Annotated in this window: 20 protein-coding genes; 16 read left to right on the forward strand and 4 right to left on the reverse strand. The window is 65.8% G+C overall.

Annotation, left to right across the window (positions count from 1 at the left end; translation table 11 throughout):
* Positions 1-16 precede the first annotated feature (16 nt).
* Genes mreC through BMI88_RS09920 form a run of 5 tightly spaced genes read left to right on the forward strand, consistent with a single transcriptional unit; the run spans position 17 to position 5556 of the window.
* Positions 17-979, forward strand: coding sequence for a rod shape-determining protein MreC (gene mreC, locus BMI88_RS09900; protein ID WP_078548201.1), 963 nt, complete (start codon positions 17-19; stop codon positions 977-979).
* Entirely contained in the window at positions 976-1515 is a 540-nt protein-coding gene (locus tag BMI88_RS09905) for a rod shape-determining protein MreD (protein ID WP_078520364.1), read from the forward strand. The genes mreC and BMI88_RS09905 overlap by 4 nt, the downstream gene beginning before the upstream one ends.
* Before the next feature lie 11 nt (positions 1516-1526).
* Positions 1527-3476: a penicillin-binding protein 2 gene (mrdA, locus tag BMI88_RS09910; protein ID WP_078548203.1), complete on the forward strand. Its 1950-nt coding sequence runs from the start codon at positions 1527-1529 to the stop codon at positions 3474-3476.
* The gene (gene rodA / locus BMI88_RS09915; RefSeq protein ID WP_078520366.1) at positions 3473-4618 is read left to right on the forward strand and encodes a rod shape-determining protein RodA; all 1146 of its coding nucleotides are present in this window, start codon (positions 3473-3475) and stop codon (positions 4616-4618) included. The genes mrdA and rodA overlap by 4 nt, the downstream gene beginning before the upstream one ends.
* Positions 4615-5556 (forward strand): glyoxylate/hydroxypyruvate reductase A, encoded by a 942-nt coding sequence (locus BMI88_RS09920; RefSeq protein ID WP_078548205.1) that lies wholly within the window; start codon positions 4615-4617, stop codon positions 5554-5556. The genes rodA and BMI88_RS09920 overlap by 4 nt, the downstream gene beginning before the upstream one ends.
* A 63-nt stretch (positions 5557-5619) precedes the next feature.
* Here the strand turns inward: BMI88_RS09920 and hisG are convergent, their stop codons facing one another.
* From hisG to hisS, 3 genes are read right to left on the reverse strand one after another with little or no spacing between them, the layout of a single operon-like run.
* Positions 5620-6333 carry an ATP phosphoribosyltransferase gene (gene hisG, locus BMI88_RS09925; protein WP_244176591.1) on the reverse strand — a complete coding sequence of 238 codons (714 nt, stop codon included), beginning with the start codon at positions 6331-6333 and terminating at the stop codon, positions 5620-5622.
* Positions 6330-7400 carry an ATP phosphoribosyltransferase regulatory subunit gene (locus BMI88_RS09930; RefSeq protein WP_078548207.1) on the reverse strand — a complete coding sequence of 357 codons (1071 nt, stop codon included), beginning with the start codon at positions 7398-7400 and terminating at the stop codon, positions 6330-6332. The genes hisG and BMI88_RS09930 overlap by 4 nt, the downstream gene beginning before the upstream one ends.
* Positions 7400-8902 (reverse strand): histidine--tRNA ligase, encoded by a 1503-nt coding sequence (gene hisS / locus BMI88_RS09935; protein ID WP_078548209.1) that lies wholly within the window; start codon positions 8900-8902, stop codon positions 7400-7402. The genes BMI88_RS09930 and hisS overlap by 1 nt, the downstream gene beginning before the upstream one ends.
* A 75-nt stretch (positions 8903-8977) precedes the next feature.
* Here hisS and BMI88_RS09940 point away from each other — a divergent pair, with 75 nt between their 5' ends.
* Both BMI88_RS09940 and BMI88_RS09945 read left to right on the forward strand, forming a co-directional pair.
* Positions 8978-9184 (forward strand): SlyX family protein, encoded by a 207-nt coding sequence (locus BMI88_RS09940; RefSeq protein WP_078548211.1) that lies wholly within the window; start codon positions 8978-8980, stop codon positions 9182-9184.
* Complete coding sequence (locus BMI88_RS09945) at positions 9184-9609, forward strand: hypothetical protein (protein ID WP_078548213.1); 426 nt, start codon at positions 9184-9186, stop codon at positions 9607-9609. Before BMI88_RS09940 ends, BMI88_RS09945 begins: the two co-directional genes overlap by 1 nt.
* A 3-nt stretch (positions 9610-9612) precedes the next feature.
* Here the strand turns inward: BMI88_RS09945 and dnaE are convergent, their stop codons facing one another.
* Positions 9613-13113 carry a DNA polymerase III subunit alpha gene (gene dnaE, locus BMI88_RS09950; protein WP_078548215.1) on the reverse strand — a complete coding sequence of 1167 codons (3501 nt, stop codon included), beginning with the start codon at positions 13111-13113 and terminating at the stop codon, positions 9613-9615.
* Between the two features lie 102 nt (positions 13114-13215).
* On the opposite strand from dnaE, the gene BMI88_RS09955 reads away from it, so the two are divergent.
* From BMI88_RS09955 to BMI88_RS09995, 9 genes are all read left to right on the forward strand, one after another.
* Positions 13216-13572 (forward strand): metalloregulator ArsR/SmtB family transcription factor, encoded by a 357-nt coding sequence (locus tag BMI88_RS09955; RefSeq protein WP_078548217.1) that lies wholly within the window; start codon positions 13216-13218, stop codon positions 13570-13572.
* Positions 13569-14036 (forward strand): SRPBCC family protein, encoded by a 468-nt coding sequence (locus tag BMI88_RS09960; protein WP_078548219.1) that lies wholly within the window; start codon positions 13569-13571, stop codon positions 14034-14036. The genes BMI88_RS09955 and BMI88_RS09960 overlap by 4 nt, the downstream gene beginning before the upstream one ends.
* 156 nt (positions 14037-14192) lie before the next feature.
* Positions 14193-15563: a xanthine dehydrogenase small subunit gene (xdhA, locus tag BMI88_RS09965; RefSeq protein ID WP_078548221.1), complete on the forward strand. Its 1371-nt coding sequence runs from the start codon at positions 14193-14195 to the stop codon at positions 15561-15563.
* A complete protein-coding gene (xdhB, locus tag BMI88_RS09970) occupies positions 15560-17839 on the forward strand; it encodes a xanthine dehydrogenase molybdopterin binding subunit (protein WP_078548223.1) in 2280 nt (759 codons plus the stop codon). The genes xdhA and xdhB overlap by 4 nt, the downstream gene beginning before the upstream one ends.
* The gene (xdhC, locus tag BMI88_RS09975; RefSeq protein WP_078548225.1) at positions 17836-18771 is read left to right on the forward strand and encodes a xanthine dehydrogenase accessory protein XdhC; all 936 of its coding nucleotides are present in this window, start codon (positions 17836-17838) and stop codon (positions 18769-18771) included. The genes xdhB and xdhC overlap by 4 nt, the downstream gene beginning before the upstream one ends.
* Complete coding sequence (locus tag BMI88_RS09980) at positions 18768-20282, forward strand: ABC transporter ATP-binding protein (protein WP_078548227.1); 1515 nt, start codon at positions 18768-18770, stop codon at positions 20280-20282. Before xdhC ends, BMI88_RS09980 begins: the two co-directional genes overlap by 4 nt.
* Positions 20279-21358: an ABC transporter permease gene (locus BMI88_RS09985; protein WP_078548229.1), complete on the forward strand. Its 1080-nt coding sequence runs from the start codon at positions 20279-20281 to the stop codon at positions 21356-21358. Before BMI88_RS09980 ends, BMI88_RS09985 begins: the two co-directional genes overlap by 4 nt.
* Positions 21355-21690 carry a hypothetical protein gene (locus tag BMI88_RS09990; RefSeq protein ID WP_078520377.1) on the forward strand — a complete coding sequence of 112 codons (336 nt, stop codon included), beginning with the start codon at positions 21355-21357 and terminating at the stop codon, positions 21688-21690. Before BMI88_RS09985 ends, BMI88_RS09990 begins: the two co-directional genes overlap by 4 nt.
* A complete protein-coding gene (locus tag BMI88_RS09995) occupies positions 21687-22619 on the forward strand; it encodes an ABC transporter permease (protein WP_078548231.1) in 933 nt (310 codons plus the stop codon). The genes BMI88_RS09990 and BMI88_RS09995 overlap by 4 nt, the downstream gene beginning before the upstream one ends.
* Positions 22620-22624: the final 5 nt, after the last annotated feature.

Consider the following 22624-nt stretch of genomic DNA (forward strand, 5'->3'; position numbering starts at 1 on the left):
CTGACCGGAGACGGATTTGGCCAGAAATCGCGACGACCAAGACTATATCGGACCGCTGCGCCGACTGGGCGTTGCGGTTCTTGTCGTCGTGTTGCTCGCGCTCTTCCTCGTCTGGCGCATCGACAGCCCGCGGATGGAGCGGTTCCGCTCTGCCCTCGTGGATCGCTTCGTGCCCAGCTTCGATTGGGCGATGGCCCCGGTCACGAAACTGACCGACATGGTCGAGGGCTTCCAATCCTATTCCCGCATCTACGAGCAGAACCAGGAGTTGCGCCGCGAGCTGCAGCAGATGAAGGCGTGGAAGGAAGCCGCCGTTCAGCTGGAGCAGCAAAACGCGAAGCTTCTGGCGCAGAACAAGGTGCGGCTCGATCCGAAGCTGACCTCCGTGTCGGGGCGCGTGCTGGCCGATAGCGGCTCGCCCTTCCGCAAATCGGTGCTGCTGAATGTCGGCAAGCGCGACGGCATCGTCGATGGCTGGGCCACGATGGATGGGCTGGGCCTTGTGGGCCGGATCTCGGGCGTGGGCTCCTCGACTTCGCGGGTGCTGCTGCTGACCGACGCCTCGAGCCGCATCCCGGTCTCGATCCCGGCCTCGGGGCAGAACGCAATCCTCGCGGGCGACAACTCCCCCTACCCGTTCGTGGATTTCCTAGAACATCCCGACCGCGTGCGCCCGGGCGACCGCGTGATCTCCTCGGGCGATGGCGGGGTCTTCCCGGCGGGACTGCTGGTCGGTCAGGTCTTCCAGGGCCGCGACAAACGGCTGCGCGTGCGCCTCGCCGCCGATTACGAGCGGCTCGACTTCCTGCGCGTGCTGCGCTCGCACCCGGCCGAGCGGATCGAGAATGCCGGCGGGCTGATCGCGCCCGATCCGAAAGTCATCGAACAGGAAGCCGCCGAGAAGGCGCGCTCGGAGGCCGCCGAGGGCGCGCTCGAACCCGATGACGGGTCGGAGGACGGCAACGGGGGCAGCCAATGATCGACCCCATCACCCGCCGCCGCCTCAGCTACCGAACGCTCTTCGTCGTGATCGGCCTCGTGTTGATCTTCGTGCGCCTGATGCCGGTCGACCATTCGCCGGGCGGCCTGCCCGGCCCCGACCTGACCTTGGCCCTGACGCTGGCCTGGGTGCTGCGACGCCCCGAATACGCCCCGGCCCTGCTGATCGTTCTGGTTTTCCTGCTCGAAGACATCATGTTCTGGCGGCCCATCGGACTTTGGGCGCTGATCGTCCTCGGCGCGACCGAATTCCTGCGCCGCCGCGAGCAAAGCCTGCGCGATCTACCCTTCGCGCTGGAATGGGCATTGGTCGCAGGGCTGCTGATCGCTATGGTGGCGGTGAAGCGCATCGTCCTGCTGGTCACGATGGTCGATCAGCCGAGCCTCGGGCTGGAACTGTTCCAGATGCTGGTGACGCTGGCCGCCTACCCGGTGGTGGTGCTGGTGTCGCGGGTGGCCTTCGGCCTGCGCCGCGCGGCGCCGGGCGAGGTCGACGCCTACGGACATAGAATGTGAGGGGGCCCAGAATGAGACGATCCCCGAAAGAGACCGAAGTCAGCACCCGCCGCATCACGCGACGCGGCTTGCTCTTGGGTGGCGCGCAGGCGGCGGTCGTGGCCGTGCTCGCGGCACGGATGCGCAAGATGCAGCTCGAAGACGCCAAGCAATACCGGCTGCTGGCCGAGGGCAACTCGGTGAAAATCCGGCTGATCCCGCCAGCGCGCGGTCTGATCTTCGATCGCAACGGGGTCATGCTTGCGGGTAACGAGCAGAATTACCGTGTCACGATCACCCGCGAGGATACCGACGACGTCGATGCGACGCTGGAAGCTTTGCGCCGTCTGATCCCGATTACCGATGGCGATACGAAAGATATCCTGCACGACATCCGCCGCCGTCCGCCCACGACGCCGGTCACCGTGGCCGACCGCCTGACATGGGACGAGTTCTCGCGCGTCGCGGTGAACGGCCCCTCGCTGCCCGGTGTCAGCCCCGATGTCGGCCTGTCGCGCCTCTATCCGCGCCGCGAGGATTTCGGCCATGTGATCGGCTATGTCGGCCCGGTCTCGGATTACGACCTGAGCAAAATGAAAGATCCCGATCCGCTGCTGCTGATCCCGAAATTCCAGCTGGGCAAAACCGGGATCGAGGCCAAGGAGGAAAGCGTTCTGCGCGGCGCGGCCGGTCAGCGCCGCGTCGAGGTGAACTCCGCCGGGCGCGAGATGCGCGAGCTGTCGCGCGAACCCGGCCAGCCCGGCGAAAACCTTCAGCTGACGCTCGATTATCGTCTGCAGAACTACGCTCTGCAGCGGCTGGAAGAAGAATCCGCCGCAACCGTGGTGATGGATGTGACCAATGGCGACGTGCTCGCCTGCGCCTCCGCGCCGAGCTTCGACCCCAACCTTTTCGTGCGCGGGATTTCGGTCGCCGATTATCAGCGCCTCACGCAGGACGATCACCGCCCTCTCGCCGACAAGACCGTGCAGGGCCTCTACCCGCCGGGCTCGACCTACAAGATGGTCACCGCGCTCGCCGCGCTGGAGGCGGGGCTGGTGACGCCCGAGGAAACCATCTGGTGCCCCGGCTATGTCGAGATCGCGGGCCGCCGCTTCCACTGCTGGAAGGGCGCGGGCCACGGCCATGTGAACATGACCAAGAGCATGGAGCAGTCCTGCGACGTCTATTACTACGAGCTGTCGCAGCGCGTTGGCATCGACAAGATGAGCGACATGGCCAAGCGTCTGGGCGTGGGCGTCCGGCCCGACCTGCCGATGTCGGCGGTGAAGGAGGGCGTGGCCCCCACCAAGGAGTGGAAGCGGGAGCGCTACGGCAAGGACTGGCTGATCGGCGACACCGCGAACGCGGCCATCGGTCAGGGCTATGTGCTGGCCTCGCCGATGCATCTCGCGATCATGGCGGCGCGCATCGCCAGCGGGAAGAAGGTCGAGCCGCGTCTGATCCGCGCCCGTGACGGGGTCGAGCAACCGATCCGCGTCACCGATGATCTGGGCGTCGAGAAGGTCTATCTCGATAGCGTGCGCAAGGGGATGACCGCGGTGGTGAACTCCTCGCGCGGCACCGCGCGCGGCTCGCGCATCGCGATGAAGGAATGGAAGATGGCGGGCAAGACCGGCACCTCCCAGGTCCGCAACATCACCAAGGCCGAACGTGCCCGCGGCGTGATCCGCAACGAGCAGCTTCCCTGGAATCGCCGCGACCACGCGCTCTTCGTGGCCTTCGCCCCCATCGACAATCCGCGCTACGCGGTCTCGGTCGTGGTCGAACACGGCTCGGGCGGCTCGACGGCCGCCGCCCCGATCGCGCGCGACGTGTTACTGTTCGCGCTGGCGGGCGGTCTGCCCCCGGACGATGCCTACCCGTCCTTCGCCCGCGCGAAGGCCAAGGAGCTGAACGAAACGCTCGATCTGGTCGACCCCGACACCGTGCAGAAGCCGCAATCGAGGTCGCGCGCATGAGCTATCTCGAGAGCAATCTCAAGACCGTCCCGACGGGATGGCGCAAGATCTTCTATCTGAACTGGCCGCTGGTGATCTTGCTGACGGCGGTGGCCTGCGCGGGCTTCCTGATGCTCTACTCGGTCGCGGGCGGCAATATCCATACCTGGGCGGAGCCGCAGATGAAGCGTTTCGCGCTCGGTATGATCGCGATGTTCACCGTGGCCTTCATCCCGGTCTGGTTCTGGCGCAATGTCTCGGCGCTAGCCTATTTCGTGGCGCTTTTGCTTCTGGTGGCGGTGGAGTTCTTCGGCGCGATCGGCATGGGCGCACAGCGCTGGCTGGAGATCGGCCCGCTGCGCATTCAGCCCTCCGAGCTGATGAAGATCACCCTCGTGATGCTGCTGGCCGCCTATTACGACTGGCTGCCGGTCGAGAAGGTCTCGCGCCCGCTCTGGGTGTTCATCCCTGCGGTGATCATTCTCGCGCCCACCTTCCTCGTGCTGGCCCAGCCCGACCTCGGCACCGCCGTGATGCTGGTGCTGGGCGGGGCCTTCGTGATGTTCGCAGCCGGGGTGTCGTTTTGGTATTTCGGCACCGTAATCGCGCTGGTCGTCGGGCTTGTCTTCGGCGTGATGGAAAGCCGCGGCACGGAGTACCAGCTGCTGCACGACTACCAGTACAAGCGTATCGACACTTTCCTCGATCCGGGCTCGGACCCGCTTGGCGCGGGCTACAACATCATGCAGGCGCAGATCGCGCTCGGCTCGGGCGGCTGGTCGGGGCGAGGCTTCATGCAGGGCACGCAAAGTCGGCTGAACTTCCTGCCCGAGAAGCACACGGACTTCATCTTCACGACGCTCGCCGAAGAATTCGGCTTCGTCGGCGCTTTCTCCCTCCTGATGCTCTACACCGGCATCATCGGCTTTGCGCTTTACACCGCGATGGCAACGAAGGACCGCTTCGCCTCGCTGCTCAGTTTCGGGGTCGCCGGGACGTTCTTCTTCTTCTTCGCGATCAACATGGCGATGGTGATGGGGCTGATGCCTGTCGTGGGCGTCCCCTTGCCACTGGTGAGTTACGGGGGCACCGCCATGATGATCCTGCTCGCGGCCTTCGGGCTGGTGCAAAGCGCCCATGTCCATAGACCGAGGCAAAGATGATCCGCGTCCTTTTCGCCGACAAGCCCGAGAACTGGGCTCGTTACGAACGCCCGCTGACAGAGGCCATCGCAGCGACCGGTGTCGAGGCGCAGATCGTCCAGCCGGACGAGATCGATCCCGCGCAAGTCGACTACGTCGTCTATTCGCCGCAGGGACCCGTGCAGGACTTCACCGCCTATACCGGCGCGAAGGCCGTACTAAACCTCTGGGCCGGGGTGGAGCGCGTGGTGGGCAACGAGACCCTCACCCAGCCGCTGTGCCGAATGGTGGATGCGGGGCTCGAGCGCGGCATGGTCGATTACGTGACCGGCCATGTGCTGCGCTATCACCTCGGGATCGACGCGACACTGGCGCAGCAGGACGGTGTCTGGCGCCATGACGGGGGCGTCCCGCCCCTGGCGCGGGACCGCTCGGTGGTGATGCTGGGCTTGGGCGCTTTGGGCAAGGCCTGCGCCGAAGCGCTGGCGGGTCTGGGCTTTGCGGTCACCGGCTGGAGCCGGTCGCCGAAAGACATCCCCGGGATCACCTGCCTGAGCGGCGATGACGGTCTGGCGAAGGCGCTGTCGAAGGCGGAAATCCTTGTCTCGATCCTGCCCGACACGCCCGAGACCACCGAGCTTCTGAACGCGGACACGCTGGCGCAGATGCCGAAAGGCGCGCGGATCATCAATCCGGGTCGCGGCACGCTGATCGACGATGACGCTCTCTTGGCTGCGCTGGATCGCGGCCAGATCGGCCACGCGACGCTCGACGTGTTCCGCGTCGAACCCCTGCCCCCCGAGCACCCCTATTGGGCGCATCCCCACGTGACGGTGACGCCCCATATCGCCGCCGAGAGCCGCGCTGAGACCGCCTCCGAGGTCATCGCCGAGAATATCCGGCGGGGCGAGGCCGGCGAGCCGTTCCTCTATCTCGTGGATCGCTCGCGGGGCTATTGAGCGGCGCAGGCCGGGGGTTTCACACCCCCGGACCCCCGTGGGATATTTCGACCAAGAGGAAGATCAGAGCGTTGGCGCAGGCAGTCCGAGCTGCTGCGCGAGACCCGCAAGGCGGCTTTCCTGCCCCGACCAATCGGCGGCGCGCGAGGCAAACAGCGTCGCCTGAGACTGGTGGATCAGCCCGTCCGAGAGGATCTTCAGATGGTTCGCGCGCAGCGTCTCGCCGCTCGAGGTGATATCGGCCACGGCCTCGGCGGTGAGGTTCGCGATGGTGCCCTCGGTCGCGCCTTGACTGTCGACGAGCTGCCAATCGGCCACGCCTTCGCGGGTCAGAAATTCGCGCACCAGCCGATGGTATTTCGTGGCGATCCGCAAGCGGAAGCCGTGGGTGGCGCGGAAGCGGTGGGCTGCGGCGTCGAGGTCTTCGAGGCTGTCCACATCCGACCAGCAGGCCGGCACCGCGATGATCAGATCGGCATGGCCGAAGCCCATCGGCGCGAGATCGGCGACCTGGCTTTCCCAGTCGGCGAGCTTCTCGCGCACGAGATCCGAGCCGGTGACGCCCAGATGGATACGTCCCGCCGCCAGTTCGCGCGGAATTTCTCCGGCCGACAGCAGCACGAGCTGCACGCCCTCGGCCCCTTCGACCGCGCCCGCATATTCGCGCTCGGACCCGGTGCGCTTGAGCGTGATGCCCGCTTGCGCAAACCAGTCGAAAGTCTTCTCCATCAGACGCCCTTTGGAGGGCACACCGAGTTTGATCATGGCTTCGCTCATGCTTGCGCCTCCAGATCGGCCATCAGCCCCGCGCGGATCACGCCGCCCACGGCGGGGATTTCGCGCCCCTGCCCCAGTTGCCGGGTCAGCGCATCGTAGCGCCCGCCAGAGGCGACCGGCGGCAGCGCCGGATCGGTGGCAGTGAAGGTGAAGACGAACCCGTCGTAATATTCCATCGTCGAGCGCCCGTGGCTCGCGTCGAAGGTGATCGCGGAGAGGTCGATGCCGCGCGTGGCGAGCGCGTCGAGACGCTTTTCGAGCCGCGCAATGGCCGGTTCGATGGCTTCAATGCCGAGCGCGCGCAGGGCGGCAGGCGCCTGATCCGCAGCACAGCGCAGTTCAGCCAGTTTGCCCATCGCGGCAACCGCATCGGTCGGGATCGGCGCGGCGGCGGCATCGGCGGCGAGCGTGGCGATCCGCGCCTCCATCTCCTCGCGCGAGCGCAACCCGATCCACGGGGCACCGGAGCGTTGACCGGTCAGCAGATCGGCGCGGGCTTTCGGCACCTCGACCTGCCCCGAATAGCGCGCAAGCAGATGCTGGAAGCGCTTGGGACGCCAGATGTGACGCGCAAGCGCGGCCTTGCGCTCGGGCAGCGTATCCAGCCCGTCGACGGCGGCGCGCAGCAGGCCCATATCCCCGATCGTGGCGGACAGGTTCAGCTTGGCAAGAAGCCCCGCGAACAGCGCGAAGACCTCGGCATCTGCGGCTTCAGGATCGGCGCGGTCGAAGATTTCGAACCCGGCCTGAAAGTACTCATGGGCGCGCGCGGCGCCGCGATGATCCTGACGGCGGAACACCTCGCCCGCGTAAGCGTAGCGCGCAGGTTCGGCGCCATTGGCCATATGCTCCTGCACGACCGGCACGGTGAAGTCCGGGCGCAGCATCATCTCACCGCGCAGCGGGTCGGCGGTGACATAGGCGCGGGCGCGAATATCCTCGCCGTAAAGGTCGAGAAGCGCCTCGGCGGGTTGCAGGATGTCAGGCGTTACCTCGACCGCACCGGCGGCGAGGAATAGCTCCAGCAGGCGGCTTGCCTGTCCCCGCGCTTGCGCCTTGTCCGCCATCACTCGGCCTCGTAGCGCGCAAGAATCTCTTGCACTTTTGCGACCATTTCCCCGGTCGGAACCTCGAATTGCGCCGGTTGGGATTTCCATTCTTCAACCGTCGCGTCCTGCGCGATCTTCGCGCCAAGGATCAGATCCTTGATCTGAACGACGCCGCGTTCGGCCTCGTCCGAGCCTTGGATGATCGCCACCGGGCTTTCGCGTTTGTCGGCGTATTTGAGCTGGTTGCCGAAGTTCTTCGGGTTGCCCAGATAGACCTCGGCGCGCAGCCCTGCGCCGCGCAGCGTGGAGGCCAGTGCCATGTATTCGGCCATCCGGTCGCGATCCATCACGGTCACGACGACCGGGCCCTGCGCGGAGCCACCGATGCGGCCCTTGGCGCGGAGCGCGGCCAGCAGGCGGTCGACACCGATCGAGACGCCGGTGGCCGGGACGACCTGACCGGTGAAGCGCTTGACCAGATCGTCATAGCGCCCGCCGCCTGCGACCGAACCGAATTGGCGCGGGCGGCCCTTTTCGTCGGTGATCTCGAAGGTCAGCTCGGCCTCGAAAACCGGGCCGGTGTAATAGCCCAGACCGCGCACGACCGAGGGGTCGATCACGATGCGGTCGGGGCCGTAGCCTTGCGCGTCGAGGAGCGAGGCGATCTGCTCGAGTTCATCCACGCCTTCCGCGCCCAGCGCCGAGCCTTCGACCAACTCGCGCAGCCGCGCGACGGTGGCGGCGTTGTCTTCGCGCTTGGCCTCCATGAAGCCCATGACCGTATCGGCCTGTGCCTCGGACAGCCCCGCACCCTTGGTGAAGTCGCCGGAGTCGTCCAGACGCCCCTCGCCCATCAGAAGGCGCACGCCCTCCTCGCCGAACTTGTCGAACTTGTCGATGGCGCGCAGGACGATGCCGCGCTCTTCCTCGAACTTGGTCGGATCGGCAGGGTCCAGAACGCCCGCCACTTCCATCACACCGTTCAGAACCTTGCGGTTGTTCACCCGCACGACGTAATCGCCGCGCGGAATGCCGACCGCCTCCAGCGCGTCCGAAAGCATCCCGCAAATCTCGGCGTCAGCCGCCACCGAGGGCGCGCCCACGGTATCGGCATCGCATTGATAGAACTGGCGGAACCGGCCCGGACCGGGCTTTTCGTTGCGCCAGACGGGACCCATCGTGAAGCGGCGATAGGGCGTCGGCAGATCGTTGCGATATTGCGCAGCGACCCGGGCCAGCGGCGCCGTCATGTCGTAGCGCAGCGCCAGCCACTTGCCGTCATCTTCCTCCTGCCACGCGAAAACGCCCGCATTCGGGCGGTCCACATCGGGGAGGTATTTGCCCAGTGCCTCGACCGTCTCAATGGCCGAAGTTTCCAGCGCCTCGAAGCCATGCGTGCGATAGACCTCTGCGATCTTCGCCAGCATATCGGCCCGCTCGGTCACCTCCGTCCCGAAATAATCGCGGAAGCCCTTCGGGGCCTCTGCCTTGGGACGGGGCTGCTTTTTCTGTTTCGCCATCGGCTTGCACCTGATCTTATCTCGCGCGAGGGTGTAGCCCAAGGGGCTGGCCCCGGCAAGCAATAGGAACGGCAGATGCAGGAACGGCTGGAACGGGCGGAAGAACAGATCGCCTATCTGACGCAAACGGTGGACGAACTGTCCGATGTCGCGGCCGCGCAGGCGCGTCAGATCGAACGGCTGGAGCGCCATTTGGGCCTGCTGATGGAGCGCGAGGCCGAGCGCGAATACGACAGCGGCAGCGCGATCCCCCTGGCCGACCAGAAACCGCCGCACTGGTAATGGACGCGGCGCTCTGGGGGCTGAACGGTGTTTTCGTGAGTGCCCAAGCGCTCATCTACACCGCTTTGCTGATCTGGCCCCCGGGCATCGACCTTCGTTCGACACTCGACCGGTTCGAACTGTGGCAGGGCAGCGGCATCCTTGCGATGCAGGTGTTCTTCGCCGTGCCGCTGATGTGCGGGCTGATCTGGCGGCTGCGCAGCCATCGACAGGCGATGATTTTGGTCTCAGTGAGTTTTCTGGCAACTGCCGTGCTGGGCGCGGCGGCGTGGCTGGAGATGGGGATGATCTCCGGTGCGGTACGCGACGGGATCAACGAGCCCGATCTGCTGCGCGGCTTGGCGCTGCTGCGGTGGGGCGAGTTCGCCACCGCCCTTGCCGCCGCGATAACGCTGAGGCTGGCATGGGTGGCGCGCAGCCTGTGAGGCTCAAACCTCTTCGACCTCGCTCACCCCGCGCAAGGAGCGCAGCGCGCCTTTCACCTGTGCGTTGACCGGCGCCTCGGGCATCGCGGTGATCTGGTAGCGGCAGCCGCGCTCATTGTCATAGACCATGAAGCTGATCGGGCCGCGCGAATGGACCTTCCCTTCGCGGGCGACCCGCTCGACGAGGCTCGCGACCGAGGCGACCGCGTCATTGTTGTCGATATGCACCAGAAGCCCCGACGAGCCCGCATCGGCCGTCGCCTTCTCCACGGTCTGGGCCGAAGTGGCGACCATACGCACCGACTCGCCATCCACCTCGACCTTCACGGTCAGCACCAGAAGGTTGCCGGTTTCCAGCACGTCGCGGCAGGCCTCCAGCGCCTCCGACCAGAAGGCGACCTCATAGGGCCCCGACGCATCCGACAGCGCGACGAAGGCGAAGCGGTTGCCCTTGGCGGATTTCTTCTCGCGCACCGAGGCGACCTCGCCCGCGATCTTGGTCACGAAAGGACCGCCCACGGCCTTTTGCTGCACCTCTTCCCAGCTCAGCACCTTCTTGCGCTTGAGCGCGGGCAGGTAATCCTCGATCGGGTGACCCGACAGGTAGAAGCCGATGGCCTTGTGTTCTTCGGCCAGACGTTCGCCCGGCAGCCAGTCGTCGGTATCGGCCAGACGCGGCGGCGGCAGATCGTCGCCCGCCTCGCCGAACAGCGACACCTGCGCCGACTCGCGCGCCTCGATCACCGCGCCCGACCACGCCATCAGCGATTCCAGCGACTCGAAGACGCGCTTGCGGTTCGGATCGAGCAGATCGAAGGCCCCTGCCCGCGCCAGCATCTCCAGCGGGCGCTTGCCCACCCGCTTCATGTCCACGCGCCGCGCGAAATCGAACAGGTCCTTGAAGGGCTCGTCGCCGCGCGCGGTCACGATCATCTGCATCGCGTCCGCACCGACGTTCTTCAGCGCGCCCAGCGCATAGACCAGTTTCTGATCGACCACGTCGAAGGTCGAAAGCGAGCGGTTCACGCAAGGCGGGATGATCTCGATCCCGAGCTTCTTCTGCACCTCGTCGGCATAGATCGCGAGCTTGTCGGTCAGATGAATATCGCAATTCATCACGCCGCCCATGAACTCGACCGCGTGGTTCGCCTTCAGCCAGCCGGTGTAATAGGACACCACCGCGTAGGCCGCCGCGTGGGATTTGTTGAAGCCGTAGTTCGCGAATTTCTCCAGAAGGTCGAACACCTCGGAGGCCTTCTTCTTGTCGACCCCGTTCTTCGCCGCGCCCGCCTCGAATTTGGGGCGCTCGGCGTCCATCGCCTCCTTGATCTTCTTACCCATCGCGCGACGGAGAAGGTCTGCGCCGCCAAGCGAGTAGCCCCCCATGACCTGCGCGATCTGCATCACCTGCTCCTGATAGACGATGATGCCTTGGGTCTCTTCGAGGATATGGTCGATGGTCGGGTGGACCGAGGTGATCTTCTTGAGCCCGTTCTTCACCTCGCAGTAGGTCGGGATATTCTCCATCGGGCCGGGACGATACAGCGCCACAAGTGCGACGATGTCCTCGATACAGGTGGGCTTCATCTGGCGCAGGGCCGATTTCATGCCTTCCGATTCCACCTGGAACACGGCGACCGTCTTCGCATCGGCGTAGAGCTTGTAGGTCTTCTCATCGTCCAGCGGGATCGCGTTGATATGGTTCTCCGCGCCATCGGCCGGCTCGTAGAGCTGGTTGCCCGCGGCATCGACATGCAGCGGACGGCCCGATTTGAAGATCAACTCCATCGCGGAGCGGATCACGGTCAGCGTCTTCAGGCCGAGGAAGTCGAACTTCACCAGCCCCGCCTGCTCGACCCATTTCATGTTGAACTGGGTCGCGGGCATGTCCGAGCGCGGATCCTGATAGAGCGGCACCAGCTCGTCGATCGGACGGTCGCCGATCACGACGCCCGCCGCGTGGGTCGAGGCGTTGCGCAGCAGACCTTCGATGGCTTTCGCGTAATCGAGAAGCCGCGCCACGACCTCTTCGTTGCGGGCCGCTTCGCGCAGGCGCGGCTCGTCGGCCAGCGCCTTCTCGATGCTGACGGGCTTCACGCCTTCGACCGGGATCAGCTTCGAGAGCTTGTCGACCTGCCCGTAGGACATCTGCAAGACCCGGCCCACGTCGCGCACGGCGGCCTTGGACAGAAGCGCGCCGAAGGTGATGATCTGACCCACCTTCTCGCGCCCGTATTTGTTCTGAACGTATTGGATCACCTCCTCGCGGCGATCCATGCAGAAGTCGATGTCGAAGTCCGGCATCGAGACACGTTCGGGGTTGAGGAAGCGTTCGAACAGCAGCGAATAGCGCAGCGGATCAAGGTCGGTGATGGTCAGTGCGTAAGCGACAAGTGAACCCGCCCCCGAGCCCCGCCCCGGCCCGACCGGAATGTCGTGATCCTTGGCCCATTTGATGAAGTCGGCAACGATCAGGAAGTAGCCCGGGAAGCCCATCTGCTCGATGATGTCGAGCTCGAATTGCAGACGTTTCTCGTAATCTTCGACGGGTGCTGCATGCGGGATCACGTCAAGACGGTTGCGCAACCCGTCCCAGGCCTGACGCCGCAGTTCCTCCACCTCGTCATCTGCGAATTTCGGCAGGATCGGCGCGCGTTTATAGGTCGAGAAGGCGCAGCGTTTCGCGATCTCGACGGTGTTCTCCACCGCTTCAGGCAGATCGGCGAAGAGCGCGACCATCTCGCCTTCGGATTTGAAATAGTGCTGCGGGGTCAGACGCCGGCGCGGTTCGATCTGATCGACATAGGCACCTTCCGCGATACAGATCATCGCGTCATGGGCCTCGTAGATCGCGGGCTTCGGGAAATAGACGTCGTTCGTGGCGACCAGCGGCAGACCCAGCTCATAGGCCCATTCGACGAAGGGCCGCTCGGTCGCGATCTCCGCCTCGGTCAGCGTGCCGCCCTCGCCCGGGTGGCGCTGCAATTCGACATAGAGGCGGCTCGGGAAAATCCCGGCAAGCTGTTGCAGCAGCGCCTTGGCGCGGTCCTTCGCGCCATTCCGGATCAGCCGCCCGACGGGGCCGTCTGGGCCGCCCGAAAGACAGATCAGCCCCTCGGAATACCGCTCCAGCTCCTCCAGCGTGACCTGAATAAGCGCCCCGTGCTTGTCGAGATAGAGGCACGAGTTCAGCTTCATCAGGTTCTCGTAGCCGCGCTCGGTCTGGGCCAGCAAAACGATCGGTGCGGGCAGGCGCGGACGCTCGCCGGGCTTGGCCGGATCGAACTCCAACGAGACCTGACAGCCGACGATCGGCTGCAGCCCCGCCCCCGTCGCGGTCACGGAAAATTCGAGCGCCGCGAACATGTTGTTCGTGTCGGTCACGGCGACGGCGGGCATCTTCGCCGACTCGCACATCTTCACGAGTTTCTTGGCGGGCACGGCGCCTTCGAGCAGGGAATACTCGGTATGGACGCGCAGATGAATGAATCGGGGGCTGGTCATGCCACCAGATTTAGCGGGTCGGGCGCGCTGCAGAAAGCGGGAAAAACTTAGCGATCAGACTAACCATTGACTCGAATCGGCAATACGCAAACAGTTAGCCACATGGCTAAGCATTTCGACACACAGGCACTCGACCGCTATTTCGCCGCCATGGCCGACCCGACCCGCCGCGCGGTGCTGGAGCGGCTGACGCAGGGGCCCGCTTCGGTCTCCGACCTGCACGCGCCGCATCAGATGGCGCTGCCCAGTTTTCTGCGCCACCTGCGGGTGCTGGAAGACGGCGGGCTGATCGTGACCGAAAAGCGCGGTCGCGTGCGCATGGCGAGGATCGAGGCGCTGCCGGTCCGCGCCGCCGAAGACTGGCTGGCCACCTTGCGCCGGCAATGGGAGGACCGCCTCGACCGGCTCGATACGCTGGCAGAGGCCTTGGAGCATGACACGAAGGGAGATGCGCAATGACAACCGAACTCGACCTGACTCTGACCCGGCGCGTGGCCGCCAGCCCCGCCACGGTCTATCGCTGCTGGACCGAACCAGAGTTGCTGAAACAGTTCTTCGCTCCGAGACCCGGCAAGACGGTCGACGCCAAGCTCGACGTCCGCCCAGGCGGCGCGTTCTACACGAAGATGGTCTTCGAAGAGTACGGCGAGATCGAATCCGAGGGCTGTTACCTGATCGTCGAACCGGCAAAGCGGCTCGTCTTCACCGATTGCCTAAGCGCCGATTTCCGTCCTTCGGCACAACCCTTTTTCACCGCAGATCTGAACTTCATCGAGACCGAGGAGGGCTGCGAATACAATGTCATCGCCCGGCATGGCAGCGCGGAAAGCGTCAAACGCCACGAGGAGATGGGCTTCCATGAAGGTTGGGGCACCGTCGCGAGGCAGATGGCCGAGATCGCTGAAGCCATTGAGCGCGGCTGAACGCCCAATTCTTGATCACCGGATCAAGTTTCGGGCAACGCGCAGCCGCGAATCCCTTGCCAAAGCCTGCCTGCATCGGCTTTGCTGGGCCGGTCCCGTTCTACGCCGCATCGAGGGGGACCGCAGGGACGACTGGTAAGGCGGCGGATTTTTCGTATGGAGATCACGTTTCTTCTCAATGGAGAAACCCGGACGGTGGCACTTACCGATCCGACGCAATCTGTGCTCGACTGGCTGCGCGCCGAGGGGCTGACCGGCACCAAGGAGGGCTGCAACGAGGGCGATTGCGGGGCCTGCTCGGTCATCGTGACCGACGCGGAGGGCGCCAAACCGCTCAATGCCTGCCTGATGATGATGCCTCATTTGCACGGCCGCGCGCTGCGCACCGTCGAGGGCGTCGCCGGGCCGAAGGGTGAATTGCACCCCGTTCAACAGGCGATGGTCGATCATCACGGCTCGCAATGCGGTTTCTGCACGCCCGGTTTCATCGCCTCGATGGCTGCGGGGCATCTCAACGGACGCACGGATCACGACGATCTGCTGGCGGGCAACCTGTGCCGCTGCACCGGCTACGCGCCGATCATCCGCGCCGCCGAGGCTGCGCAGAACGAGGCCGTGCCCGCATGGATGCATGACACGGTTCCTGATCTGACAGATGTCGCGCCAAAGGCCGATCACGTCTTCCTGCCGGATAGCGCCGATGCGCTGGCGGAGTGGTATCTCGCCCATCCGGACGCCACGCTAATCGCGGGCGCGACCGATGTGGGTCTCTGGGTTACGAAACAGCTGCGCGAGCTGAAAGAGGTCGCCTTCCTCAACAACTGCACGGACCTGCAGAGCATCGAGGAAACCGACGACCGCTACATCGTCGGCGCGGGCGTCACCTTGGCCGCGTTGCGCGAAGCGATCCGCGACACGCTCCCGAGCTTTGCCGAATTGCTCCGCCGTTTCGCCTCCGAACAGGTGAGACAGGCGGCGACCATCGGCGGCAATATCGCGAACGGCTCGCCCATCGGCGACAGCCCGCCGGTGCTGATCGCGATGGGCGCGGAGCTGACGCTGCGCAAGGGAGAGGCGCGCCGCACGATCCCGCTGGAGAATTTCTTCCTCGACTACGGCAAACAGGACCGCGCGCCCGGCGAATTCGTCGAAAGCGTCAGCTTCCCGAAATCCGCGCCCGATCTGGCCTGTTACAAACTGTCGAAACGCTTCGATCAGGACATTTCCGCCGTCTGCGGCGCGCTGAATATCCCGCGCGATGGCGACAAGATCGGCGCTCCGCGTATCGCCTTTGGTGGCATGGCGGGTATCCCGAAACGCGCCTCAGCATTGGAGGCCGCGCTGGCAGGTCAGCCCTTCACCGAAGAGGCGATCACGGCCGCCCTGCCCGCGTTGGAGCAGGACTTCACGCCGCTCACCGACATGCGCGCCTCGGATGCCTACCGGATGGAGGCGGCCAAGGCGATGCTGATCCGATACGTCCGCAATGCCCAAGGCGCCCTCTCCATTCTGGAGGTGCAACCATGAGCGTCGGCACCAAGAAACCCCACGATTCCGCACAGTTGCATGTCACCGGCGCGGCGCGCTACGTCGATGACATCCCCTGCCCCGGCAATACGCTGCACCTTGCCTTCGGCCTCTCGACCGAGGCCCATGCCGAGATCGCCTCGCTCGATCTGAGCGCGGTGCGCGCAGCGCCCGGTGTCGTCGCGGTGCTGACGGCCAAGGACATGCCGTTTGCCAACAATGCCTCGCCCGCGCCCGAGCCCGAACCGGTTCTGGCCGAAGGCGTCGTGCATTTCGTCGGCCAGCCGATCTTCGTCGTCGCAGCGACCAGCCATCATGCGGCGCGCAAGGCGGCACGGCTGGCGAAGATCGACTATGCGCCCCGCCCGGCAATCCTGACGGTCGATGAGGCGCTCGACGCGAACAGCCATTTCGAAGGCGGCCCGGTCACCTGGGCGCGCGGCGATACCGCCGAGGGCTTCGCGCAGGCCGAGCATATCGTCGAAGGCAGTTTCGACATGGGCGGGCAGGAACATTTCTACCTCGAAGGTCAGGCCGCCCTCGCGCTGCCCGACGATCAGGGGATGGTGATCCGCTGCTCCTCGCAGCACCCGTCCGAGGTCCAGCACAAGGTGGCCGACGCGCTCGGTTGCGCGATGCATGACGTCCGGGTGGAGATGCGCCGGATGGGCGGCGGCTTCGGCGGCAAGGAGAGCCAGGGCAATGCGCTTGCCATCGCCTGCGCGGTGGTGGCACGTGCCACCGGGCGGCCCTGCAAGATGCGTTACGACCGCGACGACGACATGGTCATCACCGGCAAGCGCCATGATTTCCGGATCAAATACCGGCTCGGCGCGGATGCCGAGGGCAAGATCGTCGCGGCCGAGTTCACCCATCTCGCCCGCTGCGGCTGGTCGCCGGACCTGAGCCTGCCGGTCTGCGACCGCGCCATGCTGCATACCGACAGCTCTTATTACCTGCCGAATGTGAAGATCGAGAGCCACCGGCTGCGCACCAATACCCAAAGCGCGACGGCCTTCCGGGGCTTCGGCGGCCCGCAGGGCATGATCGGCACGGAAGCCGCGCTCGATCACCTCGCCCATGTGATGGGGATCGATCCGCTCGATCTGCGCAAGCGCAACTACTACGACCCCGAGGGCGGGCAGAGCACGCATTACGGCCAGCCGGTCGAGGATTTCATCCTGCCCGAAATCACCGAGCGTTTGGAGCAATCTGCCGAGTTCGCGGCGCGCAAGGCCCGCGTGGCTGAGTGGAACGCCGCCAATACGACCCTGAAGCGCGGCATCTCGCTGACGCCGGTGAAGTTCGGCATCTCCTTCACGCTGACCCAGCTGAACCAGGCGGGTGCGCTGGTGCATGTCTATGCCGACGGCTCGATCCAGCTGAACCACGGCGGGACCGAGATGGGTCAGGGCCTGCATCGCAAGGTTTGTCAGGTCGCGGCCTCGGTCTTCGGCGTCACGGATGAGGATGTGCGCATCACCGCGACGGCCACCGACAAGGTGCCCAACACCTCCGCGACAGCGGCCTCCTCCGGGGCCGATCTGAACGGCATGGCGGTGAAGGCCGCGTGCGAGACGATCAAGGCGCGGCTGGCGGGTTTCATGGCCGAAAGCGCGGGCGCTGCGGTGGAAGACGTGACGTTTGCCGATGGCGAGGTGCGCGCGGACGATCATGCCCTGCCCTTCGCGAAGCTGGTGAAGCTCGCTTACGAGGCGCGGGTATCGCTGTCCTCGACGGGCTTCTACGCCACGCCGAAAATCAGCTGGGACCGGATCAAGGGTCAGGGCCGCCCGTTCTTCTACTTCGCCTATGGCGCGGCGGTGACCGAGGTGGTGATCGACACGCTGACCGGCGAGAACCGCATCCTGCGCACCGACATCCTGCACGATGCAGGCACCTCGCTGAACCCAGCCATCGACATCGGGCAGATCGAGGGCGGCTACGTGCAGGGCGCGGGGTGGCTGACGACCGAGGAACTGGTCTGGGACGACAAGGGGCGTCTGCGCACCCACGCGCCCTCGACCTACAAGATCCCCGCCTGCTCGGACCGCCCGCGCATCTTCAACGTGGCGCTCTGGGACGAGCCGAACCGCGAGGACACGATCTATCGCTCCAAGGCGGTGGGTGAGCCGCCCTTCATGCTGGCGATTTCGGCTTTCCTCGCGCTGCAGGACGCCTGCAAATCCTGCGGCCCGCACTGGCCCGATCTGCAAGCACCCGCCACGCCCGAGGCGGTTCTGGCTGCCGTGCACCGGGCAAGGGGGGACGCATGAGCCTCGACCCCGCAGCCCTCGCCCGCGCGGCAGACCGCGGCCCGTTCACCCGCGTCGTGGTCGCGCGCGCCCAAGGCTCCACCCCGCGCGAAGGCGGGGCGGAGATGCTTGTCTGGGCGGATCATGTCGAAGGCACGATCGGCGGCGGCGCGCTGGAATTCTCCGCCATCGCGAAGGCGCGGGGCGGGCTGACGGGGATCGAGAAAGTCCCGCTGGGCCCCGCGATGAACCAATGCTGCGGCGGGGCCGTGGTGCTGGGCTACGAGCGAATGGACCAGACCACCGTCGCGCAGATCACCGGCGACTGGCACGCCCGTCCACTGGCGCCGGGTACGCCCGAGCCGCTGGCCGTCACCCGCGCGCTGGCCCGCGCCCGTGATCGCGGCGAGACGCCGCCGCTGCTGGTCGAGAACTGGCTGATCGAGCGGGTCGCGCCGCCCGCTACGCCCGTCTGGGTCTGGGGGGCTGGCCATGTCGGTCGTGCGCTGATCGGCGCGCTGAGCCCCCTGCCCGGTCTCGCCCTATCCTGGGCCGATAGCGGGGCGGAGCGGTTTCCCGACATGATACCCGAGGGCGTCACACCGCTGATCGCCGAGAACCCGGCGGATCTGGTTTCCCTCGCCCCAACTGAGGCCCGCCACTTCGTGTTGACCTATTCACATTCTCTCGATCTGGAGCTTTGTCACCGGCTGCTCGCCCATGGCTTCGGCGGGCTTGGCCTGATCGGGTCGGACAGCAAATGGGTCCGCTTCCGCAAGCGCCTCGCCGCGCTCGGGCATTCGGATGCACAAATTTCGCGCATTGCCTGCCCGATAGGCGATCCGACCTTGGGGAAGCATCCTCAAGCCATTGCCCTTGGGGTAGCGACCGGGCTAGTGAAAGAGCTGAACGCCGCGCAAGCGGCGACGGGGAAAGGGAAACGCGCCGGGTGACGGAGCTGCTCAAGATCGACGGGCTGACGAAAGCCTATCCTGGTGTCGTGGCCAATGACGGCGTCGGCTTCTCGGTGCGTCCGGGCGAAGTCCACGCCCTGCTGGGCGAAAACGGCGCCGGCAAATCGACGCTGGTGAAGATGATCTACGGGCTGGTGAAGCCCGATTCCGGCACGATGCACTTCGCGGGCCAGTCCTTCGCGCCCGCCGATCCGCGCGCCGCACGCGCTGCGGGCGTCGCGATGGTGTTCCAGCATTTCTCGCTTTTCGAGGCGCTCAACGTCGCCGAGAACGTGGCCCTTGGCATGGAAAACCCGCCGCCGATGCGCCAGCTTGCCAAGCGTATCCGCGAGATTTCGACCGCCTACGGCCTGCCGCTGGACCCCGCACGACTGGTCGGCGACCTCTCCGCGGGCGAGCGTCAACGCGTCGAGATCGTGCGCTGCCTGCTGCAGGACCCCAAGCTTCTGATCATGGACGAGCCGACCTCGGTGCTGACGCCGCAGGAGGTGGAAATCCTGTTCCACACCCTGCGCAAGCTGTCGGCCGAGGGCACTGCGATCCTCTATATCAGCCACAAGCTCGAAGAGATCCGCACGCTTTGCGAAGGCGCGACGATCCTGCGCGCGGGCAAGGTGGTGGCGAGCTGCAATCCGCGCGAGAAAACCGCACGCGAGCTGGCCGAACTGATGGTCGGCGCGGAGCTGAAAGTCACCGACCGGGCCGAGCGCAAGCTGGGCGATGTCGTGCTGAAAGTCTCGGGCCTGTCGCTCGCGCCGCTGTCGCAGTTCGGCCCTTCGCTGAAGGATCTAAACCTGGAGTTGCGCGCGGGCGAAGTGCTGGGCATCGGCGGCGTCGCGGGCAACGGTCAGGAAGAACTGCTGGCGACCCTGTCGGGCGAGCGGCCCTCCGCCCCCGGCACGGTCAGCCTGATGGGCGAGGATATCTCCGGGCTCGGGCCGAACGGCCGCCGCGCGAAGGGGCTGCTGGCTGCGCCCGAGGAACGGCTGGGCCATGCCGCCGTCCCCGCGATGAGCTTGACCGAGAACGCGATCCTCACCGGGACGATGCGCAAGCCGCTAACGCGCAACGGATTTGTCGATCAGGGGGCTGCGAAGACCTTCGCCGACGAGATCATTCAGGCCTTCGACGTGCGCACGCCGGGTTCGCATGTCGCGGCCCGCGCGCTCTCGGGCGGCAACCTGCAGAAATACGTGATCGGCCGCGAGGTACTGCAAAACCCCGCCGTTCTGGTGGTGAACCAACCGACATGGGGCGTCGATGCCGCCGCCGCCGCGTCGATCCGGCAGGCGCTGCTGGACCTCGCAGCAAAAGGCGCTGCGGTGATCGCGATCAGTCAGGACCTCGATGAGCTTATGGAAATCTCCGACCGCTTCTCGGCGCTGAACGAAGGCCGCCTGAGCGCCTCGCGCCCGACGCAAGGGCTGACGATCGAAGAGATCGGCATGATGCTGGGCGGTGCGCACGGGATGCAGGAGGCCGCGGTATGATCACCCTCGTCCGGCGCCCCACCCCGTCGCAATTCTGGTCCTACTTGACCCCGCTCCTCGCCGTGATCGCCACCATGATCGCGGGCGGCATCCTCTTCGCGATACTGGGCAAACACCCGGTCGAGGCGATTCGCGTGATCTTCTGGGATCCTCTGTTCGGACCCAACTGGAAATATTTCCTACCACAGCTTCTGGTCAAGGCCGGGCCGCTGATCCTGATCGCCTGCGGGCTCGCCGTAGGCTTTCGCGCGGGCATCTGGAATATCGGCGCCGAAGGGCAATACATCATGGGCGCGCTGTTCTCGGCATGGCTGGCGCTGAAGATGTACCCCGCCGAAAGCCACTGGCTGTTCCCGGCGATGATCGTGCTGGGCGCGCTTGGCGGCTTCCTCTGGGCGATGATCCCGGCGGTGCTGAAGGTGCTGTTCGGCACCTCGGAAATTCTCGTCTCTCTGATGCTGGTCTATGTGGCCGAGAACCTGCTGGCCTATATGGCCTTCGGCCCGCTCAAGAACCCTGAGGGCTTCGGCTTTCCCGGCTCGCGCAACCTGCAAGAGTTCCCCTCGGCCTTCAATCACGAGCTGATCGAAGGCACGGGGATGCATTGGGGCGTCGTCGCAGCGCTGATCGCGGTGATCTTCACCTACGGCCTGATGCACCGCCATATCACCGGTTTCCGCATCCGTGTCGCGGGCGAGGCTCCGCGGGCTGCGCGCTTCGCAGGTGTGATTCCGGCGCGGCTGGTGATGCTCGGGCTTGGCATGGGCGGCGCGTTCGCAGGGCTTGCGGGCATGTTCGAGGTCTCCGGCCCCTCGGGACAGATCACCGACAGTTTCAACGTGGGCTACGGCTTCACTGCGATCATCGTGGCCTTCCTTGGCCGCCTGCATCCGATCGGCATCCTGCTGGCGGGGCTCCTGATGGCGCTCACCTATATCGGCGGCGACATGGCGCAGTTGATGCTCGGCCTGCCCTCGGCGGCGATCCAGGTCTTTCAGGGGATGCTCCTGTTCTTCCTGCTCGCCTTCGACGTGCTGACCAATTTCCGCATCCGCTTCGGGAGGGTCGCGGCATGACGCAGAAACTCCCCTCGCTGCGCCTGATGATCATCTTCCTTGGCGGCACCGTCATGGGGCTTGGCCTTTACTACCTGCTCGCCGTGGCTCAGGCGTTCTGGGCCTTCGTCGTGATCGGCGTGGTGATGATGGTGGTGTTCGAGCTGGCGCTGGGAGCCTCGCGGGCGGTGATCTACCGCATCGGCGCGCGCCCCGACAGCGAAGAGCCCCGCCGCCCCACCCTGCATGGACGCGAGCGTTACGCCTCTGTGGCCGGGCTCATCGTCGGCCTCGTCGGCGGCTATCTGGCCTGGGGGCCGGTTCTGTTCTGGGGACATGGAGGCGCACTATGATCGTGGGCGGCATCGATATCATCACCCTGACGGCGACGCTGATGGGCGCATCGACCCCGGTTCTGCTGGCCGCGACCGGCGAGCTTGTCGCCGAGAAATCAGGTGTGCTCAACCTTGGCGTCGAGGGGATGATGATCATGGGCGCGGTCGCAGGCTTCGCCGCCGCCGTCGCCACCGGCAGCCCGGTTCTGGGCTTCCTGATGGGCGCGATCGCCGGAGCCTTACTGGCGACGCTTTTTGCCTTCCTGACGCAGAAGCTCCTGTCGAACCAGGTTGCGACGGGCCTTGCGCTGACGCTGTTCGGGCTCGGCCTGAGCGCGCTGATCGGCAAGGGCTACGAGGGTGTGCGCCCGCCGCCGACCGCCAAGATCGATTTCGGGCCGCTCTCGGATATTCCGGTTCTGGGCCGCATCCTGTTCTCGCATGACTGGATCGTCTATCTCTCGCTGATGCTCGTCGCGGTGGTCTGGTATGTGCTGCGCTCCACCCGCGCCGGGCTGATCCTGCGCGCGGTGGGCGAGAGCCATGATGCCGCCCACGCGCTGGGATACCGCGTCGTCGCCGTGCGCTTCGCCGCGCTGGCCTTCGGCGGGGCGCTGGCCGGTCTGGGCGGCGCCTATCTCAGCCTCGTGCGCGTGCCGCAATGGACCGAAGGCATGACCGCAGGCGCGGGCTGGATCGCTCTGGCCATCGTGGTCTTCGCAAGCTGGCGCCCGTGGCGGGTGCTGCTGGGGGCCTACCTCTTCGGCGGCATCACCGCGCTGCAGCTGCAATTGCAGGCCGCAGGCTACGCGATCCCGGTGCATATCCTCTCGATGGCCCCTTATGTCATCACCATCGTGGTGCTGGTCATCCTGTCCGCCATTCACCGCCACGGCGTGCAGGCCGCCCCTGCCAGCCTCGGCAAGTCTTTCCACGCCTCGAGCTGAGGCAT

This window comes from Thioclava sp. F36-6, assembly GCF_002020305.1.
GTDB lineage: Bacteria > Pseudomonadota > Alphaproteobacteria > Rhodobacterales > Rhodobacteraceae > Thioclava > Thioclava sediminum.

Bases quoted from the DNA above. Each gene is read 5' to 3' on its own strand.
- BMI88_RS09905 (WP_078520364.1), top strand. From the start codon at position 976: ATGATCGACCCCATCACCCGCCGCCGCCTCAGCTACCGAACGCTCTTC.
- mrdA (WP_078548203.1), top strand. From the start codon at position 1,527: ATGAGACGATCCCCGAAAGAGACCGAAGTCAGCACCCGCCGCATCACG.
- rodA (WP_078520366.1), top strand. From the start codon at position 3,473: ATGAGCTATCTCGAGAGCAATCTCAAGACCGTCCCGACGGGATGGCGC.
- BMI88_RS09920 (WP_078548205.1), top strand. From the start codon at position 4,615: ATGATCCGCGTCCTTTTCGCCGACAAGCCCGAGAACTGGGCTCGTTAC.
- hisG (WP_244176591.1), bottom strand. From the start codon at position 6,333: ATGAGCGAAGCCATGATCAAACTCGGTGTGCCCTCCAAAGGGCGTCTG.
- BMI88_RS09930 (WP_078548207.1), bottom strand. From the start codon at position 7,400: ATGGCGGACAAGGCGCAAGCGCGGGGACAGGCAAGCCGCCTGCTGGAG.
- hisS (WP_078548209.1), bottom strand. From the start codon at position 8,902: ATGGCGAAACAGAAAAAGCAGCCCCGTCCCAAGGCAGAGGCCCCGAAG.
- BMI88_RS09940 (WP_078548211.1), top strand. From the start codon at position 8,978: ATGCAGGAACGGCTGGAACGGGCGGAAGAACAGATCGCCTATCTGACG.
- BMI88_RS09945 (WP_078548213.1), top strand. From the start codon at position 9,184: ATGGACGCGGCGCTCTGGGGGCTGAACGGTGTTTTCGTGAGTGCCCAA.
- dnaE (WP_078548215.1), bottom strand. From the start codon at position 13,113: ATGACCAGCCCCCGATTCATTCATCTGCGCGTCCATACCGAGTATTCC.
- BMI88_RS09955 (WP_078548217.1), top strand. From the start codon at position 13,216: ATGGCTAAGCATTTCGACACACAGGCACTCGACCGCTATTTCGCCGCC.
- BMI88_RS09960 (WP_078548219.1), top strand. From the start codon at position 13,569: ATGACAACCGAACTCGACCTGACTCTGACCCGGCGCGTGGCCGCCAGC.
- xdhA (WP_078548221.1), top strand. From the start codon at position 14,193: ATGGAGATCACGTTTCTTCTCAATGGAGAAACCCGGACGGTGGCACTT.
- xdhB (WP_078548223.1), top strand. From the start codon at position 15,560: ATGAGCGTCGGCACCAAGAAACCCCACGATTCCGCACAGTTGCATGTC.
- xdhC (WP_078548225.1), top strand. From the start codon at position 17,836: ATGAGCCTCGACCCCGCAGCCCTCGCCCGCGCGGCAGACCGCGGCCCG.
- BMI88_RS09985 (WP_078548229.1), top strand. From the start codon at position 20,279: ATGATCACCCTCGTCCGGCGCCCCACCCCGTCGCAATTCTGGTCCTAC.
- BMI88_RS09990 (WP_078520377.1), top strand. From the start codon at position 21,355: ATGACGCAGAAACTCCCCTCGCTGCGCCTGATGATCATCTTCCTTGGC.
- BMI88_RS09995 (WP_078548231.1), top strand. From the start codon at position 21,687: ATGATCGTGGGCGGCATCGATATCATCACCCTGACGGCGACGCTGATG.